Origin of the sequence: Bradyrhizobium sp. RP6 (assembly GCF_003837805.1) — a bacterium.
In the GTDB taxonomy this organism is placed as follows: Bacteria; Pseudomonadota; Alphaproteobacteria; order Rhizobiales; family Xanthobacteraceae; genus Bradyrhizobium.
Map to the genome: position 1 here is coordinate 369,294 of NZ_RQIT01000002.1, position 13,295 is coordinate 382,588.

General features: G+C 65.2%; 12 protein-coding genes. 9 read left to right on the top strand and 3 right to left on the bottom strand.

The features are described from left to right. The first annotated feature begins 10 nt into the window (after window positions 1-10). From EHH60_RS06560 to EHH60_RS06570, 3 genes are read left to right on the top strand one after another with little or no spacing between them, the layout of a single operon-like run. The gene (locus EHH60_RS06560) at window positions 11-1,399 is read left to right on the top strand and encodes a class II 3-deoxy-7-phosphoheptulonate synthase (protein WP_124158647.1); all 1,389 of its coding nucleotides are present in this window, start codon (window positions 11-13) and stop codon (window positions 1,397-1,399) included. Between the two features lie 4 nt (window positions 1,400-1,403). Beyond that, window positions 1,404-1,757, top strand: a complete 354-nt coding sequence (locus EHH60_RS06565; RefSeq protein ID WP_124158648.1) for a diacylglycerol kinase — start codon at window positions 1,404-1,406, stop codon at window positions 1,755-1,757. Window positions 1,758-1,779: 22 nt separating this feature from the next. Continuing rightward, window positions 1,780-3,537, top strand: a complete 1,758-nt coding sequence (locus tag EHH60_RS06570) for an NAD+ synthase (RefSeq protein ID WP_124158649.1) — start codon at window positions 1,780-1,782, stop codon at window positions 3,535-3,537. Window positions 3,538-3,756: 219 nt separating this feature from the next. On the opposite strand, the gene EHH60_RS06575 is transcribed toward EHH60_RS06570, so the two are convergent. Both EHH60_RS06575 and EHH60_RS06580 read right to left on the bottom strand, forming a co-directional pair. Beyond that, window positions 3,757-4,947 (bottom strand): DUF2865 domain-containing protein, encoded by a 1,191-nt coding sequence (locus tag EHH60_RS06575; protein ID WP_124158650.1) that lies wholly within the window; start codon window positions 4,945-4,947, stop codon window positions 3,757-3,759. A 142-nt stretch (window positions 4,948-5,089) separates the two neighbouring features. Next, window positions 5,090-5,371 carry a hypothetical protein gene (locus EHH60_RS06580; protein ID WP_124158651.1) on the bottom strand — a complete coding sequence of 94 codons (282 nt, stop codon included), beginning with the start codon at window positions 5,369-5,371 and terminating at the stop codon, window positions 5,090-5,092. Between the two features lie 290 nt (window positions 5,372-5,661). Here EHH60_RS06580 and cysS point away from each other — a divergent pair, with 290 nt between their 5' ends. The 4 genes from cysS (at window position 5,662) to EHH60_RS06600 (ending at window position 9,750) form a co-directional block, all read left to right on the top strand. Further along, window positions 5,662-7,041 carry a cysteine--tRNA ligase gene (gene cysS / locus EHH60_RS06585; protein ID WP_124158652.1) on the top strand — a complete coding sequence of 460 codons (1,380 nt, stop codon included), beginning with the start codon at window positions 5,662-5,664 and terminating at the stop codon, window positions 7,039-7,041. Between the two features lie 115 nt (window positions 7,042-7,156). Further along, window positions 7,157-7,648, top strand: a complete 492-nt coding sequence (locus tag EHH60_RS06590) for a GNAT family N-acetyltransferase (protein ID WP_199751327.1) — start codon at window positions 7,157-7,159, stop codon at window positions 7,646-7,648. Next, window positions 7,645-9,243, top strand: coding sequence for a citramalate synthase (gene cimA / locus EHH60_RS06595; protein WP_124158654.1), 1,599 nt, complete (start codon window positions 7,645-7,647; stop codon window positions 9,241-9,243). The genes EHH60_RS06590 and cimA overlap by 4 nt, the downstream gene beginning before the upstream one ends. A 129-nt stretch (window positions 9,244-9,372) precedes the next feature. Beyond that, a complete protein-coding gene (locus EHH60_RS06600) occupies window positions 9,373-9,750 on the top strand; it encodes a VOC family protein (protein WP_124158655.1) in 378 nt (125 codons plus the stop codon). A 3-nt stretch (window positions 9,751-9,753) separates the two neighbouring features. On the opposite strand, the gene EHH60_RS06605 is transcribed toward EHH60_RS06600, so the two are convergent. Further along, window positions 9,754-10,359, bottom strand: coding sequence for an LOG family protein (locus EHH60_RS06605; protein ID WP_199751328.1), 606 nt, complete (start codon window positions 10,357-10,359; stop codon window positions 9,754-9,756). 201 nt (window positions 10,360-10,560) lie between these two features. Here EHH60_RS06605 and EHH60_RS06610 point away from each other — a divergent pair, with 201 nt between their 5' ends. Together EHH60_RS06610 and EHH60_RS06615 are read left to right on the top strand one after the other, a co-directional pair. Further along, complete coding sequence (locus EHH60_RS06610; RefSeq protein WP_124158657.1) at window positions 10,561-12,516, top strand: ABCB family ABC transporter ATP-binding protein/permease; 1,956 nt, start codon at window positions 10,561-10,563, stop codon at window positions 12,514-12,516. Window positions 12,517-12,587: 71 nt separating this feature from the next. Next, window positions 12,588-13,292, top strand: coding sequence for a phosphatidylserine decarboxylase (locus EHH60_RS06615; protein WP_283811808.1), 705 nt, complete (start codon window positions 12,588-12,590; stop codon window positions 13,290-13,292). Window positions 13,293-13,295 lie beyond the last annotated feature (3 nt).

Genomic DNA, 13,295 nt, shown 5'->3' on the forward strand with positions numbered 1-13,295 from the left:
AGAGATTGCGATGTCCGAGCGGTGGACGCCCGAGTCCTGGCGCAGCAAGCCGGTGCTACAGGTGCCCGACTATCCCGACGCCAAGGCTTTGGCCGACGTCGAGGCGCAGCTTGCGACCTTTCCGCCGCTGGTGTTCGCAGGCGAGGCGCGCAATCTGAAAAAGGCGCTGGCGCGGGTTGCAGCGGGCGAGGCTTTCCTGCTCCAGGGCGGCGATTGTGCCGAGAGTTTTGCCGAGCACGGCGCCAACAACATCCGCGACTTCTTCCGCGTCCTGCTGCAGATGGCGGTCGTGCTAACCTATGCCGGCGCGGTGCCGGTGGTGAAGGTCGGCCGCATCGCCGGCCAGTTCGCCAAGCCACGGTCATCGCCGACCGAAAAGGTGAACGGCGTCGAGCTGCCGAGCTATCGCGGCGACATCGTCAACGACATCGCCTTCACCAAGGAAGCGCGCGTGCCGGATCCGCAGCGTCAGCTGATGGCCTATCGCCAGTCGGCGGCGACGCTGAACCTGCTCCGCGCCTTCGCCACCGGCGGCTTTGCCAATCTCGGCAGCGTGCATCAATGGATGCTCGGCTTCCTCAAGGACTCACCGCAGTCCCGCCGCTACAAGGAACTGGCCGACCGCATCTCGGATGCGCTCAACTTCATGCGCGCCTGCGGCCTCGATCTCGAGAGCCATCCCGAACTGCGGGCCACCGATTTCTACACCAGTCACGAGGCGCTGCTGCTCGGCTACGAGCAGGCCATGACCCGCGTCGATTCCACGACCGGCGACTGGTACGCGACCTCCGGCCACATGATCTGGATCGGCGACCGCACCCGCCAGCTCGATCACGGCCATGTCGAATATTTCCGCGGCATCAAGAACCCGATCGGGCTCAAATGCGGCCCGTCGCTCAAGCCGGACGAGCTCCTGAAGCTGATCGACGTGCTCAATCCCGACAACGAGCCGGGCCGGCTGACGCTGATCGGCCGCTTCGGCTCGGACAAGATCGGCGAGCACCTGCCGAACATGATCCGCGCCGTGAAGCGCGAGGGCCGGGTGGTGGTCTGGTCGTGCGATCCCATGCACGGCAACACGATCACCTCGACGTCAGGCTACAAGACGCGCCCCTTCGACCGCATCCTGTCCGAGGTGAAATCGTTCTTCGCGATCCATGCCGCCGAAGGCACCCATGCCGGCGGCGTGCATCTGGAGATGACCGGCCAGAACGTCACCGAATGTCTTGGCGGCGCCCGCGCGATCACGGACGAGGATCTCAACGACCGCTACCACACGGTCTGCGATCCCCGTCTCAATGCCGAGCAATCCATCGACATGGCTTTCCTTGTCGCGGAGCTCCTCAAGCAGGAGCGCGCCGGCAAGGCCCAGCCGATTCCGGCCGCGGCGGGGCTCTGAAACCTTGCTGCGGATCTGGAAGGCCACGATCAATTCCCGTAACGGTCTGGCCTTTGCGTTCAAATCGGAGCAGGCCGTCCGCGAGGAGATCTTTGCGCTCCTACTGTCGGTGCCGCTTGCCTGGTTCATCGGCGCGACCGCGATGCGCGCGGTCGAATTGGTGTGCTCTGTCGCGTTCGTGCTGACGGTCGAGCTGCTCAACACCGCGATCGAAAAGCTCGCCGACCGGCTGACCATGGATCACGACAAGCAGATCGGCCGCGTCAAGGACATGGGCTCGGCCGCGGTCGGCGTTGCGCTGCTGATGACGGGCGCGTTCTGGATCATTGCCGTCATCGAGCGATTGGGGTTCCTCTAGCTACGGATCGGACAAAGCGGCCATGACCGAACGTCTCGACACATTCGCGGTCACGCTCGCCCAGCTCAATCCGACCATGGGCGACGTCGAAGGCAACGCGGCGAAGGTGCGTGCGGCGCGTGCGCGAGCTGCCGCTGACGGCGCCGATCTCGTGCTGTTTCCGGAATTGTTCATCGCCGGCTATCCGCCGGAGGATCTGGTGCAGAAGCCGGCCTTCCAGGCCGCCTGCCGCGCGGCTATCGAAAAGATCGCGCGCGAGACCGCCGATGGCGGGCCTGCGATGCTGGTCGGCACGCCCTGGGTCGAGGAGGGCAGGCTCTACAATGCCTGCGCGCTGCTCGACGGCGGCCGCATCGCGAGCTTGCGGTTCAAGTGCAACCTGCCGAATTACGGCGTGTTCGACGAGAAGCGGCTGTTTTCGCGCGGACCTGCCGCCGGTCCGGTCACCGTGCGCGGGGTGCGCATCGGCGTGCCGATCTGCGAGGACATCTGGCTGGAAGAATCCGAGGACTACGAGAACGTGGTCGAGACGCTCGCCGAGACCGGCGCCGAGATCATCCTCGTGCCGAACGGCTCGCCTTACGCCCGCGACAAGAACGACGTGCGCCTGTCGGTTGCGGTGGCGCGCGTGACCGAGAGCGGGCTGCCGCTGGTCTATCTGAATCAGGTTTGCGGCCAGGACGAGCTGGTGTTCGACGGCGCCTCCTTCGCGCTCAATGGCGACTTGTCGCTGGCGGCCCAATTGCCGGCGTTCGAGGAGAGCATCGTCACGCTGCGCTTCACCCGCAACGGCGACGACTGGCGCTGCATGGGCCCGATCGCCGAACTGCCCGAGGGCGACAAGGCCGACTACGCTGCCTGCGTGCTGGGCCTGCGCGACTACGTCGTCAAGAACGGCTTTCCCGGCGTGCTGCTCGGGATTTCCGGCGGTATCGATTCCGCCCTGTGCGCGGCCATCGCAGTCGACGCGCTCGGTGCCGACCAGGTGCATGGCGTGATGCTGCCTTATCGCTACACCGCGTCACATTCGATCGCCGACGCCGGCGAGCTCGCCGGCCATCTCGGCATCCGCTACGAGGTGCTGCCGATCGCGGAGGCCGTGAACGGCTTCGAGACCATCCTGTCCGGCATCTTCAAGAATCTGCCGCCCGATATCACCGAGGAAAATCTCCAGGCGCGCACGCGCGGCACGCTGCTGATGGCGATCTCCAACAAGACCGGCCTGATGGTCGTGACCACAGGCAACAAGTCGGAAATGTCGGTCGGCTATGCCACGCTCTATGGCGACATGAATGGCGGCTTCAACCCGATCAAGGACATTTACAAGACGCAGGTGTTTCGCCTGGCAAGCTTGCGCAACGGCTGGAAGCCGGAAGGCGCGCTCGGCCCGGCCGGTGAGATCATTCCGCCCGACATCATCGCACGGCCGCCGACCGCGGAGCTGCGCGAGAACCAGACCGACCAGGATTCGCTGCCGCCCTATGACGTGCTCGACGCCATCCTGGAGCGCCTGGTCGAGCGCGAGCAGCCGCTGGAGCAGATCATAGCCGCCGGCTTCGACCGCGAGATCGTCACCCGCATCGATCATCTGCTCAACGTCGCCGAATACAAGCGCCGCCAGGCCGCGCCCGGCGTGAAGGTGACAGCCAGGAATTTCGGTCGCGACCGCCGCTATCCCATCACCAACCGCTTTCGCGACAAAGGGGAGGGGGTGCCAGCGCCGGACGTGACACTGGTGTCACGCGGCAGCCGGGCATCGATCGACGCGTTCGAGGGGTAAGCGGAGCAGTGTGCTGTTTGGCCATCGCTGCCGCGAGCGTGGTGTGCATGATTGTGCCCTCGCCACTTGCGGGAGAGGGCAGCACCGCCGTCGAAACGGACTCGCTTGGGTGAGGGGGTCTATCCGCGTACTCTCATGCGGACATGTGCGCCCGGACAGAACCCCTCATCCGGCGCTTCGCGCCACCTTCTCCCACAAGGGGCGAAGGGAAGGGAAACCTTACTTCTGCTGCTGCGGCAGGAAGGTGGGGCCCACTGAACGGATCGGCTTGTTCTCGGAGCCCGTCGCCGTGCCGGTGTCCGCCGGCGGTGCCGCAGCCGGCGCATTCGCCGTCGTCGGCGCGGGAGCTGCGCCCTTTTTCGCGTTCGCAGGCGTGCCCTTGTTGAGCCGCTGCTGCTGCATCTTCCTGGCGCTCTCTTCGGTGACGATGATGTCGCCCTGCTGCTCGGCCGCGGCCTTGTCGTCGGCCGATTTCAGCGCATCCGCCCAGGTCTGGCCCGCCGCCTTGCAAGAACAGGACGGGTTGAACTCGCTACGGAATTTGAAGGCGGTCGGCAGCGCGGTGTAGGGCTGGCCGCCGATGGAGACCGCCGAGTTCATGTCCTCACCGGGATTGCGATGGGTGTAGAGCACGGCTTCGGCAGCCGGGCACAGCGCCTTGCAGGTCCTCTCATCGTCAGGGAAGCGCGCCGGCACGGTGGCAAAGGAGATCGGGAAATAGGCGCCGTCGCAGGTGCGCACGCAGACGGTGCGGAAGGTGCCGGATTGCGGGCCGAGATCGGAGGGCGGCATGGCCTGCGGATTGTTCGGGTTGTTGCCGCCGCCGAACAGATTGGTGAGGAAGTTGCCGCCGCCTTGTGACTGCGCGGCATTGGCGTATTGCGGGCCGCAATTGTTCTGCGCCAGCGCCATCAGCACCGAGCGGCGCTGGTTGTCGCGCTCCGGGCTGGAGCCGCCCGGACCGCCGCCGCGCAGCCGCTCGAGACTGCCGGTGATCTGGTCCAGATTGGCGCGCATCTGCTGGATCTGGGTGTTGACCGGGCCGCATTGCGCCGACTGGCCGTTGAACAGCGAGAAGAAGCCGGAGGAATCGCAGCCCATGCGCTTGGCCTGCATGGTGACGCGGTCGAGCTCGGCCTGCTGCTTGGCCTGGGAATCCTGATAGCGGCGGATCTGCTCCTCGCGCGCGGGGTCACCGCCGCCGCCACGATCGAGCGCAGCGAGCTGGCCTTCCAGTCGCACGCACATCGGGTTCGGTCCGAGCCCGTTCTGCCCGGGCTGAGGCGGCGGCCCGGGCGGTCCGGCCTGCGCGAAAGCGCCGGTGGCGAGCACGGCCGCGCTCAGGAGCACGGTGCAGGCAAGGAGGAAGCGGGCACGGGGCAGGGACAACAATTCAGGCATATCCGCCATTCTAGCGAGGTCACGGCCCAATGTGATGTTCCAAGTGACTTTGGGGGCCGAAGCGCGCCCTCCAATAGCCGCTTCCTGCGGCATCGTCACGTCGTTTCAGGGGCCAATGATTGGGCCTAAGGTCCGCCAGCTTCGAGCGAATTCAGCGCTGGCAGGTGATTGCGACATATTCGTCGCAATGGCCATGGGAGCAGTTTGTGCCGGTTTTGGGGACGGAGCCGGTAATTTCGTCGGGATCGACCCGGCGATAGCTCGATGCCTTTGCAAAATCTCGTGACTGGCAATAGGTGCGCGCGGCGGAGGCGCCGCACGTCTCGCCTTTGGCCGGGCACTTGTCGGCGATGATGAAGACGCGGGTCTCGGCGCGCGCGGAAGGTGCTGCAAGGAGCGAGGCGCCGAAAATGAGCGCGAGCAGGGATCGCATGAAAATACCGGAGCAAAAAAATCAGGGAACCGCAAATTCCAGAATGGGCTCAAATGGTTAGGAGATCATGAACCCTCCGAGCAGACCGCGCCCCGTGCGGAGGCAAAAACGGCATTTTCGCGGCCCTTGACGTCAGGGCCCGTGGTGGCCCATATGTCGCCCCATGAACGGTCTCCTCGCCATCTGCGCCATTTGCCGCGAGATTACGAGCTAGCGATTCGCTGGCTGGAGCCGTCTTTTCTCAAATGCATTGAGAGCCTTGGACGCCCGGCCGAGAGGGATGGGTTGTCATGGAATTGCGTCTTTACGATACGCTGAGCCGGGAAAAGCGGACCTTTGTGCCGCTCGATGCGAACAACGTCCGCATGTATGTCTGCGGACCCACCGTCTATGACTTCGCCCATATCGGCAACGCGCGGCCGGTGATCGTGTTCGACGTGCTGTTTCGGCTGCTCCGCCATCTCTACGGGGAGGCGCATGTCAAATATGTCCGCAACATCACCGACGTCGACGACAAGATCAACGACCGGGCCGCGCGGGATTTCCCCGGCCTGCCGCTGAACGAGGCCATTCGCAAGGTCACCGAACAGACCGGCAAGCAGTTTCATGCCGACGTCGATGCGCTTGGCTGCTTGCGGCCGACCGTCGAGCCGCGTGCGACCGAGCACATCGGCGAGATGCGCGAGATCATCGAGAGGCTGGTCGCCGGTGGCTTTGCCTACGTCGCCGAGGACCATGTGCTGTTCTCGCCGCAGGCGATGAACGCGGCCAATTCGGTGCTGCCGCGCTACGGCGCGCTGTCCAACCGATCGCTGGATGAGATGATCGCCGGCGCCCGCGTCGATGTCGCGCCCTACAAGAAGGACAGCACCGACTTCGTGTTGTGGAAGCCGTCCAAGCCCGGCGAGCCGTCATGGCCGTCGCCGGCCGGCATCGCCGCGCACGGCCGCCCAGGCTGGCACATCGAGTGCTCGGCCATGGCCTGGAAGCATCTCGGCGAGCATTTCGACATCCATGGTGGCGGCATCGATCTCGTGTTTCCGCACCACGAGAACGAGGTCGCGCAGACCTGCTGCGCTTTCCACCGCGAGCGCATGGCGAACACCTGGATGCACAACGGCTTCCTACAGGTCGAGGGTGAGAAGATGTCGAAGAGCCTCGGCAACTTCATCACCATCCATGAGTTGCTGGCGGACTGGCCGGGAGAGGTGCTTCGGCTGAACATGCTAAAGACGCAGTATCGTTCGCCGATCGACTGGACCATGAAGTCGCTGGAGGAGAGCGCCAAGACGCTTGATGACTGGTATCGCGTCGCCGCCGATGTGGCGCCCGGCAAGCCGGCCGCGTCCGTGATCGAGCCAATGCTCGATGACCTCAACACGCCACAGGTGATCGCGGCACTGCACGGCCTGCGTAGCGATGCCGCTGCGTTGTCGGGCTCGTTGCGGCTGCTCGGATTCCTGGCCGAGAGCGCTGCGCAGTGGGAAGGGCGCAAGCAGCAGGCGAGCGGCGTCGATGCCACGGAAGTCGAGCGCCTGATTGCGGAGCGGACGGCCGCCCGTAGCCGCAAGGATTTCAGGGAATCCGACCGTATCCGCGATCTGCTCGCCGCGATGGGAGTTGCAATCAAGGACTCCAAGGAAGGCACGACCTGGGAGGTTGCGCGATGAAGCGGCCCGACACGCCTTTCCCGCGGCACTGGCTCTATTACATTGCGCTGAAGATCGCGCTGCTCGCCGGCGCCGTGGCGCTGGTGCTCAAGCTCTATGGGATGTGGTGAAGACGATGGGACAGAGTTTGCCAAAGCCCGCCCTGCGGCCCTTCCTGCCTGACGACGTCCCCGTGCTCGCCGCGATCTTCGCCGCCAGCATCGAGGAGCTGACCGGCGACGACTATAGCGAGGCTCAGCAGGAAGCCTGGATGGAGGCGGCCGAAGACGAAGACTTCGGCAAGCGGCTTGCGGCCGACCTGACGCTGATCGCGACGCTCGAGGGCTCGCCGGTCGGCTTCGCCTCGCTGCGCGGCAACGATCACATCCGCATGCTCTATGTCCATCCGGCGGTGGTCGGGCAGGGCATTGCGACCCTGCTGGTGGATGCGCTGGAGAAACTCGCGGGCAGCCGCGGCGCCAAGAGCCTCTCGGTCGATGCCAGCGACACCGCGCAGGGTTTCTTCGCCAAGCGCGGCTACACCGCCCAGCAGCGCAACAGCGTCACCATGAACGACGAGTGGCTCGCCAACACCACGATGAAGAAGACGCTCGGAGCGGTGCAATGAGCAAGCAGCGTCTTTATCTGTTCGACACCACGCTGCGCGACGGGGCACAGACCAACGGCGTCGATTTCACGCTTGAAGACAAGCAGGTCATCGCGGCGATGCTCGATGACCTCGGCATCGACTATGTCGAGGGCGGCTATCCCGGCGCCAATCCACTCGACAGCGAATTCTTCGCGACCAAGCCGAAGCTCGATCATGCGCGTTTCACTGCGTTCGGCATGACGCGGCGGGCCGGGCGCTCGGTCTCCAACGATCCCGGCGTCGCCGGGCTGCTGGAGGCGAAGGCGGACGCGATCTGCTTCGTGGCAAAAGCCTCGGCCTATCAGGTGCGCGTCGCGCTGGAGACGACGAAGGAGGAGAACCTCGCCTCGATCCGCGACAGCGTCGCCGCCGCGAAGGCCGCCGGTCGCGAGGTGATGCTCGATTGCGAGCATTTCTTCGACGGCTACAAGGAGGATCCGAGCTTCGCGCTGGCCTGTGCCCAGGCGGCCTATGAGGCGGGTGCGCGCTGGGTGGTGCTGTGCGACACCAATGGCGGCACCATGCCTGATGAGATCGAGGTCATCGTCACCGAGGTGACGAAGCACATTCCCGGCGACCACGTCGGCATCCATGCCCACAACGACACCGAGCAGGCGGTGGCCAATTCGCTGGCCGCCGTGCGGGCCGGTGCGCGCCAGATCCAGGGCACGCTGAACGGTCTCGGCGAGCGCTGCGGCAATGCCAATCTCTGCTCGCTGATCCCGACGCTGAAATTGAAGAAGGGTTTTGCCGACGCGTTCGAGATCGGCGTCACCGCGGAGAAGCTCGCAACGCTCGTCAAGGTCTCGCGCACGCTCGACGACATGCTCAACCGCGTGCCGAACCGGCATGCTCCTTACGTCGGCGAGAGCGCCTTCGTCACCAAGACCGGCATCCATGCCTCCGCCGTGCTGAAGGATCCGCAGACCTACGAGCACGTGTTGCCGGAGCTGGTCGGTAATCACCGCAAGGTGCTGGTGTCCGACCAGGCCGGCCGCTCCAACGTCATCGCCGAGCTCGACCGCGCCGGCATCCCTTACGAGAAGAGCGATCCGAAGCTGACGCGCCTCATCGAGGAGTTGAAGGCGCGCGAGGCGGCGGGCTACGCCTACGAGTCCGCCAATGCTTCGTTCGATCTCCTGGCACGCCGCACGCTCGGCAAGGTGCCGCATTATTTCGAGGTCGAGCAGTTCGACGTCAATGTCGAGCAACGCTACAACGCGCTGGGGGAACGCGTCACGGTGGCGCTCGCGGTGGTCAAGGTCGACGTCGCCGGCGAGCACCTGATCTCGGCGGCCGAGGGCAACGGTCCCGTCAACGCGCTCGACGTCGCCCTGCGCAAGGATCTCGGCAAGTACCAGAAGTACATCGAGGGCCTGACGCTGATCGACTATCGCGTCCGTATCCTCAACGGCGGCACCGGCGCGGTCACGCGCGTCCTGATCGAGAGCGAGGACGAGAACGGCGACCGCTGGACCACGGTCGGCGTCTCCCCGAACATCATCGACGCCTCGTTCCAGGCGTTGATGGATTCGGTGATCTACAAGCTCGTGAAATCGGGCGCGCCGGCTTAAGGGACGGCGGTGTAACCAGTCGTCATTGCGAGCGAAGCGAAGCAATCCAGAGTCGTTCCGCGGAAACAGTCTGGATTGCTTCGTCGCTTCGCTCCTCGCAATGACGGGGAAGAGAGGGGGAGCGAACCAATGATCGACCACATCTCCATCGAGGTCAGCGATCTCGAACGCGCCGCAAAATTCTACGAGGCGACGCTCGCAGCGCTCGGCCTTGCGCGCCTCGTCACACGGCCGCGGACGGTCGGTTTTGGCAAGGCCTATCCGGAGTTCTGGATCAACTTGCGCGAAGGCATGCGGCGTGTGCCGCCTGAGAGCGGCGTGCACATCTGCCTGCGGGCGAAGACGACGAGCGAAGTGGATGCGTTTCACGCCGCAGCGTTGTCCGCCGGCGGTGGCTCCGACGGCGCGCCCGGTATCCGGCCGCACGACCGCGTGCGCTACTACGCGGCGTTCGTCACCGATCCCGACGGCAACCGGATCGAGGCGGTGACGTTTCCGGCAGAGTAGGGCCTACAGCTTGCGCGCCACTTCGGGAGCGAGATCGCGCTGGCTGTCTGGAATCTGCGCAGCCGCCGCGCGCAGCCGTGGGACGATCTCCTCGACCCTGTCCGCCTTCAGGATGTCGACGGTAAGACCGGCGCGAATGAACTCGGTCTGGCGCATGTGGGCCACCAGGGAGAACAGCGGCTCCCAGAAATTGTCGATGTTGGCGAGCAGCACCGGCTTGGCGTGACGGCCGAGTTGCTGCCAGGTCAGCTGCTCGACCAGCTCCTCGAGCGTGCCAAGCCCTCCCGGCAAGGCGACGAAAGCGTCGGAGCGCTCGAACATCAGCCGCTTGCGTTCGTGCATGTCGGGCGTGACCACCATCTCCTGTACGCGCGTCAGCGCGTTCTCGCGCATCCGGAGGAAGTCGGGGATGATGCCGGTAACGGTGCCGCCGTGATCCAGCACGGAGGTTGCGACTGCTCCCATCAATCCGAGCGAGCCACCGCCGTAGACGAGGCGGATCTTGTTGTCCGCCAGCGCCTTGCCGAGGGCTTTCGCCGCTTCGATGAAGTTGGGATTGGTTCCAGGGCCGGAGCCGCAATAGACACAGACGGTTTTGATCGTGCTCATTGGTGCCATGATGCATTGCAGCGAACAGGCGTCAAGTCCTTCAGGTGATTCGATACCCCCGGCAATCTACCGGTAAATAGCGACAAACAATCGAAGATTCGCCATCTGGCGGGGTGCGCTGAGGGCGGGAAGGCTCTATATGACAAGCGAAAATCCTAAATCGCAGTGACGCCCGCGTCCGGCGGGGCTTTCAGGTTTCTGATGGACCAACCTCAATCGTTCGACGGCGCCGACGTTCCCAATGCTGCCGGCGGCCCGCCCGAGCGGGCCACGCTGATGGGCACGCTGGCGCATCTGTGGCCCTATATCTGGCCGGGCGATCGCGCAGATCTGAAGATGCGGGTGGTCTGGTCGCTGGTGCTGCTGCTCGCGGCCAAGCTGATCACGCTGGCCGTGCCGTTCAGCTTCAAATGGGCGACGGATGCGCTGACCGGCGCCAATACCGCGCCGGTCGCGGCCGACAACTGGCACCTCTGGGTGATCGCCTCGCCACTGCTCCTCACGGCGAGCTACGGCGCGATGCGCATCCTGATGGCGGTGCTGACGCAATGGCGTGACGGTATTTTCGCACGCGTCGCCATGCACGCGGTGCGCAAGCTTGCGACCCTCACCTTCGTCCACATGCACGAGCTGTCGCTGCGCTTCCACCTCGAACGCAAGACCGGCGGCCTGACGCGCGTGCTCGAGCGCGGCCGCGAGGGCATCGAGGTCATCGTGCGCATGGTGATCCTGCAGCTGATCCCGACCATCGTCGAGGTCTCGCTGCTGCTGGCGGTGTTGCTCTGGCAGTTCGACTGGCGTTACGTGGTCGCCACCCTGATCACCGTCGCGCTCTACATGTACTACACCTACATCGCGACCGAGTGGCGGATCGGCATCCGCCGCAAGATGAACGATTCCGACACCGAGGCGAACACCAAGGCGATCGACTCGCTGCTCAACTACGAGACCGTCAAATATTTCAGCGCCGAGGCGCGCGAGGCGCAGCGCTACGACAAATCGGTCGAGCGCTACGAGGAGGCGAGCGTCCGTACCTATACTTCGCTCGCGGTGCTCAACACCGGCCAGGCCGTGATCTTCACGCTGGGCCTGACGGCGACCATGCTGATGTGCGCGATCGGCGTGCGCAACGGCACCAACACCGTCGGCGATTTCGTGCTGGTCAACGCCATGATGATCCAGCTCTACCAGCCCCTGAACTTCATGGGCATGGTCTATCGCGAGATCAAGCAGGCGATCATCGACATCGAGAAGATGTTCAACGTGCTGGGCCGCGAGGCCGAGATCAAGGATGTGCCTGGCGCGAAGCCGCTGGTCATCTCCGCCGGCACCGTGCGCTTCGAGGACGTGCGCTTTGCCTATGAGCCGACGCGTCCGATCCTCAAGGGCATCAGCTTCGAGGTGCCGGCCGGCAAGACCGTCGCCATCGTCGGCCCGTCGGGCGCGGGCAAGTCGACCATCTCGCGGCTGCTGTTCCGCCTGTATGACGTCTCCGGCGGCAGGATCCTGATCGACGACCAGGACATCCGCGAGGTCACGCAGACGAGCTTGCGCGCCTCCATCGGCATGGTGCCGCAGGACACCGTGCTGTTCAACGACACCATCCGCTACAACATCCGCTACGGCCGCTGGGACGCCAGCGATGCCGAAGTCGAGGAGGCGGCGCGGCTGGCGCAGATCGATCATTTCATCCGCATGGCGCCGAAGGGTTATGAAACCCAGGTCGGCGAGCGCGGCCTGAAGCTGTCGGGCGGCGAGAAGCAGCGCGTCGCGATCGCGCGCACCGTGCTGAAAGCGCCGCCGATCCTGGTGCTGGACGAGGCGACCTCGGCGCTCGACACCCACACCGAGCACGAGATTCAAGGCGCGCTCGACCGCGTGGCGAAGAACCGCACCTCGCTGGTGATCGCGCACCGGCTTTCGACCATCGTCGGCGCCGACGAGATCATCGTGCTGGACCAGGGCCGCATCGCCGAGTGCGGCACCCACGCGAAACTGCTCGCGCAGGGCGGCCTCTATGCCAGCATGTGGAACAGGCAGCGCGAGGCCGAGGCGGCCCGCGAGAAACTGGCCAAGATGGCCGACACCAGTGTGGCGCCCAACCGGGAGCCGCCGCCGGTCGATGACATCCTGACGACGCCTGCGGCGGCGGAGTGACCTTGTCTCCGGTCCCAACTCTGGCCTAAACAACCCGCGCTACGACCCGTGCCATTAACCCCGACCGGCAGATAACGATGTCCATTCTCGATTCGATCCAGCGCCAGATCCCGCCGATCCACAAGGAGGGTTATCCCTTCATCGGCGGCTTTGCGCTGGCAAGCCTGATCCTGTTCTGGCTGTGGTCGCCGCTAGGATGGATCGGCACGATCCTGACCGTGTGGTGCGCGCTGTTCTTCCGCGACCCCGTCCGCGTGACACCGGTGCGTGAGGGGCTGGTCGTGTCACCGGCCGACGGCCGCGTCTCGATGATCACCATGGCGCTGCCCCCGGCCGAACTCGGGCTTGGCGACCGGCCGCTGCCGCGCATCTCGGTGTTCATGAGCGTGTTCAACTGCCACGTGAACCGCGCGCCCGTGGCGGGCAGGGTGGATCGCATCGCCTATCGGCCCGGTCTCTTCATCAACGCCGAACTCGACAAGGCGAGCGAGGACAATGAGCGCAACTCGCTGGTCATCACGACGCCGGCGGCGCGGATCGGCGTGGTCCAGATCGCGGGCCTCGTCGCCAAGCGCATCGTCTGCTTCGTCAAGGAAGGGCAGGCGATCGGTGCCGGCGAGCGCTTCGGCCTGATCCGCTTCGGCTCCCGCCTCGACGTCTATTTGCCCGTGGGCACCAAGGCGCTGGTGTCGGAAGGGCAGACCGCGATCGCCGGAGAGACGATCCTGGCCGACCTGGCCGGCGACGACCCGGGCCGCGCCTTCCGCGCCAATTAACCA

What these genes read in the sequence shown, in the direction of transcription:
- EHH60_RS06560 (WP_124158647.1), top strand. Translation starts at nt 11, where the DNA reads ATGTCCGAGCGGTGGACGCCCGAGTCCTGGCGCAGCAAGCCGGTGCTA.
- EHH60_RS06570 (WP_124158649.1), top strand. Translation starts at nt 1,780, where the DNA reads ATGACCGAACGTCTCGACACATTCGCGGTCACGCTCGCCCAGCTCAAT.
- EHH60_RS06575 (WP_124158650.1), bottom strand. Translation starts at nt 4,947, where the DNA reads ATGGCGGATATGCCTGAATTGTTGTCCCTGCCCCGTGCCCGCTTCCTC.
- EHH60_RS06580 (WP_124158651.1), bottom strand. Translation starts at nt 5,371, where the DNA reads ATGCGATCCCTGCTCGCGCTCATTTTCGGCGCCTCGCTCCTTGCAGCA.
- cysS (WP_124158652.1), top strand. Translation starts at nt 5,662, where the DNA reads ATGGAATTGCGTCTTTACGATACGCTGAGCCGGGAAAAGCGGACCTTT.
- EHH60_RS06590 (WP_199751327.1), top strand. Translation starts at nt 7,157, where the DNA reads ATGGGACAGAGTTTGCCAAAGCCCGCCCTGCGGCCCTTCCTGCCTGAC.
- cimA (WP_124158654.1), top strand. Translation starts at nt 7,645, where the DNA reads ATGAGCAAGCAGCGTCTTTATCTGTTCGACACCACGCTGCGCGACGGG.
- EHH60_RS06600 (WP_124158655.1), top strand. Translation starts at nt 9,373, where the DNA reads ATGATCGACCACATCTCCATCGAGGTCAGCGATCTCGAACGCGCCGCA.
- EHH60_RS06605 (WP_199751328.1), bottom strand. Translation starts at nt 10,359, where the DNA reads ATGAGCACGATCAAAACCGTCTGTGTCTATTGCGGCTCCGGCCCTGGA.
- EHH60_RS06610 (WP_124158657.1), top strand. Translation starts at nt 10,561, where the DNA reads ATGGACCAACCTCAATCGTTCGACGGCGCCGACGTTCCCAATGCTGCC.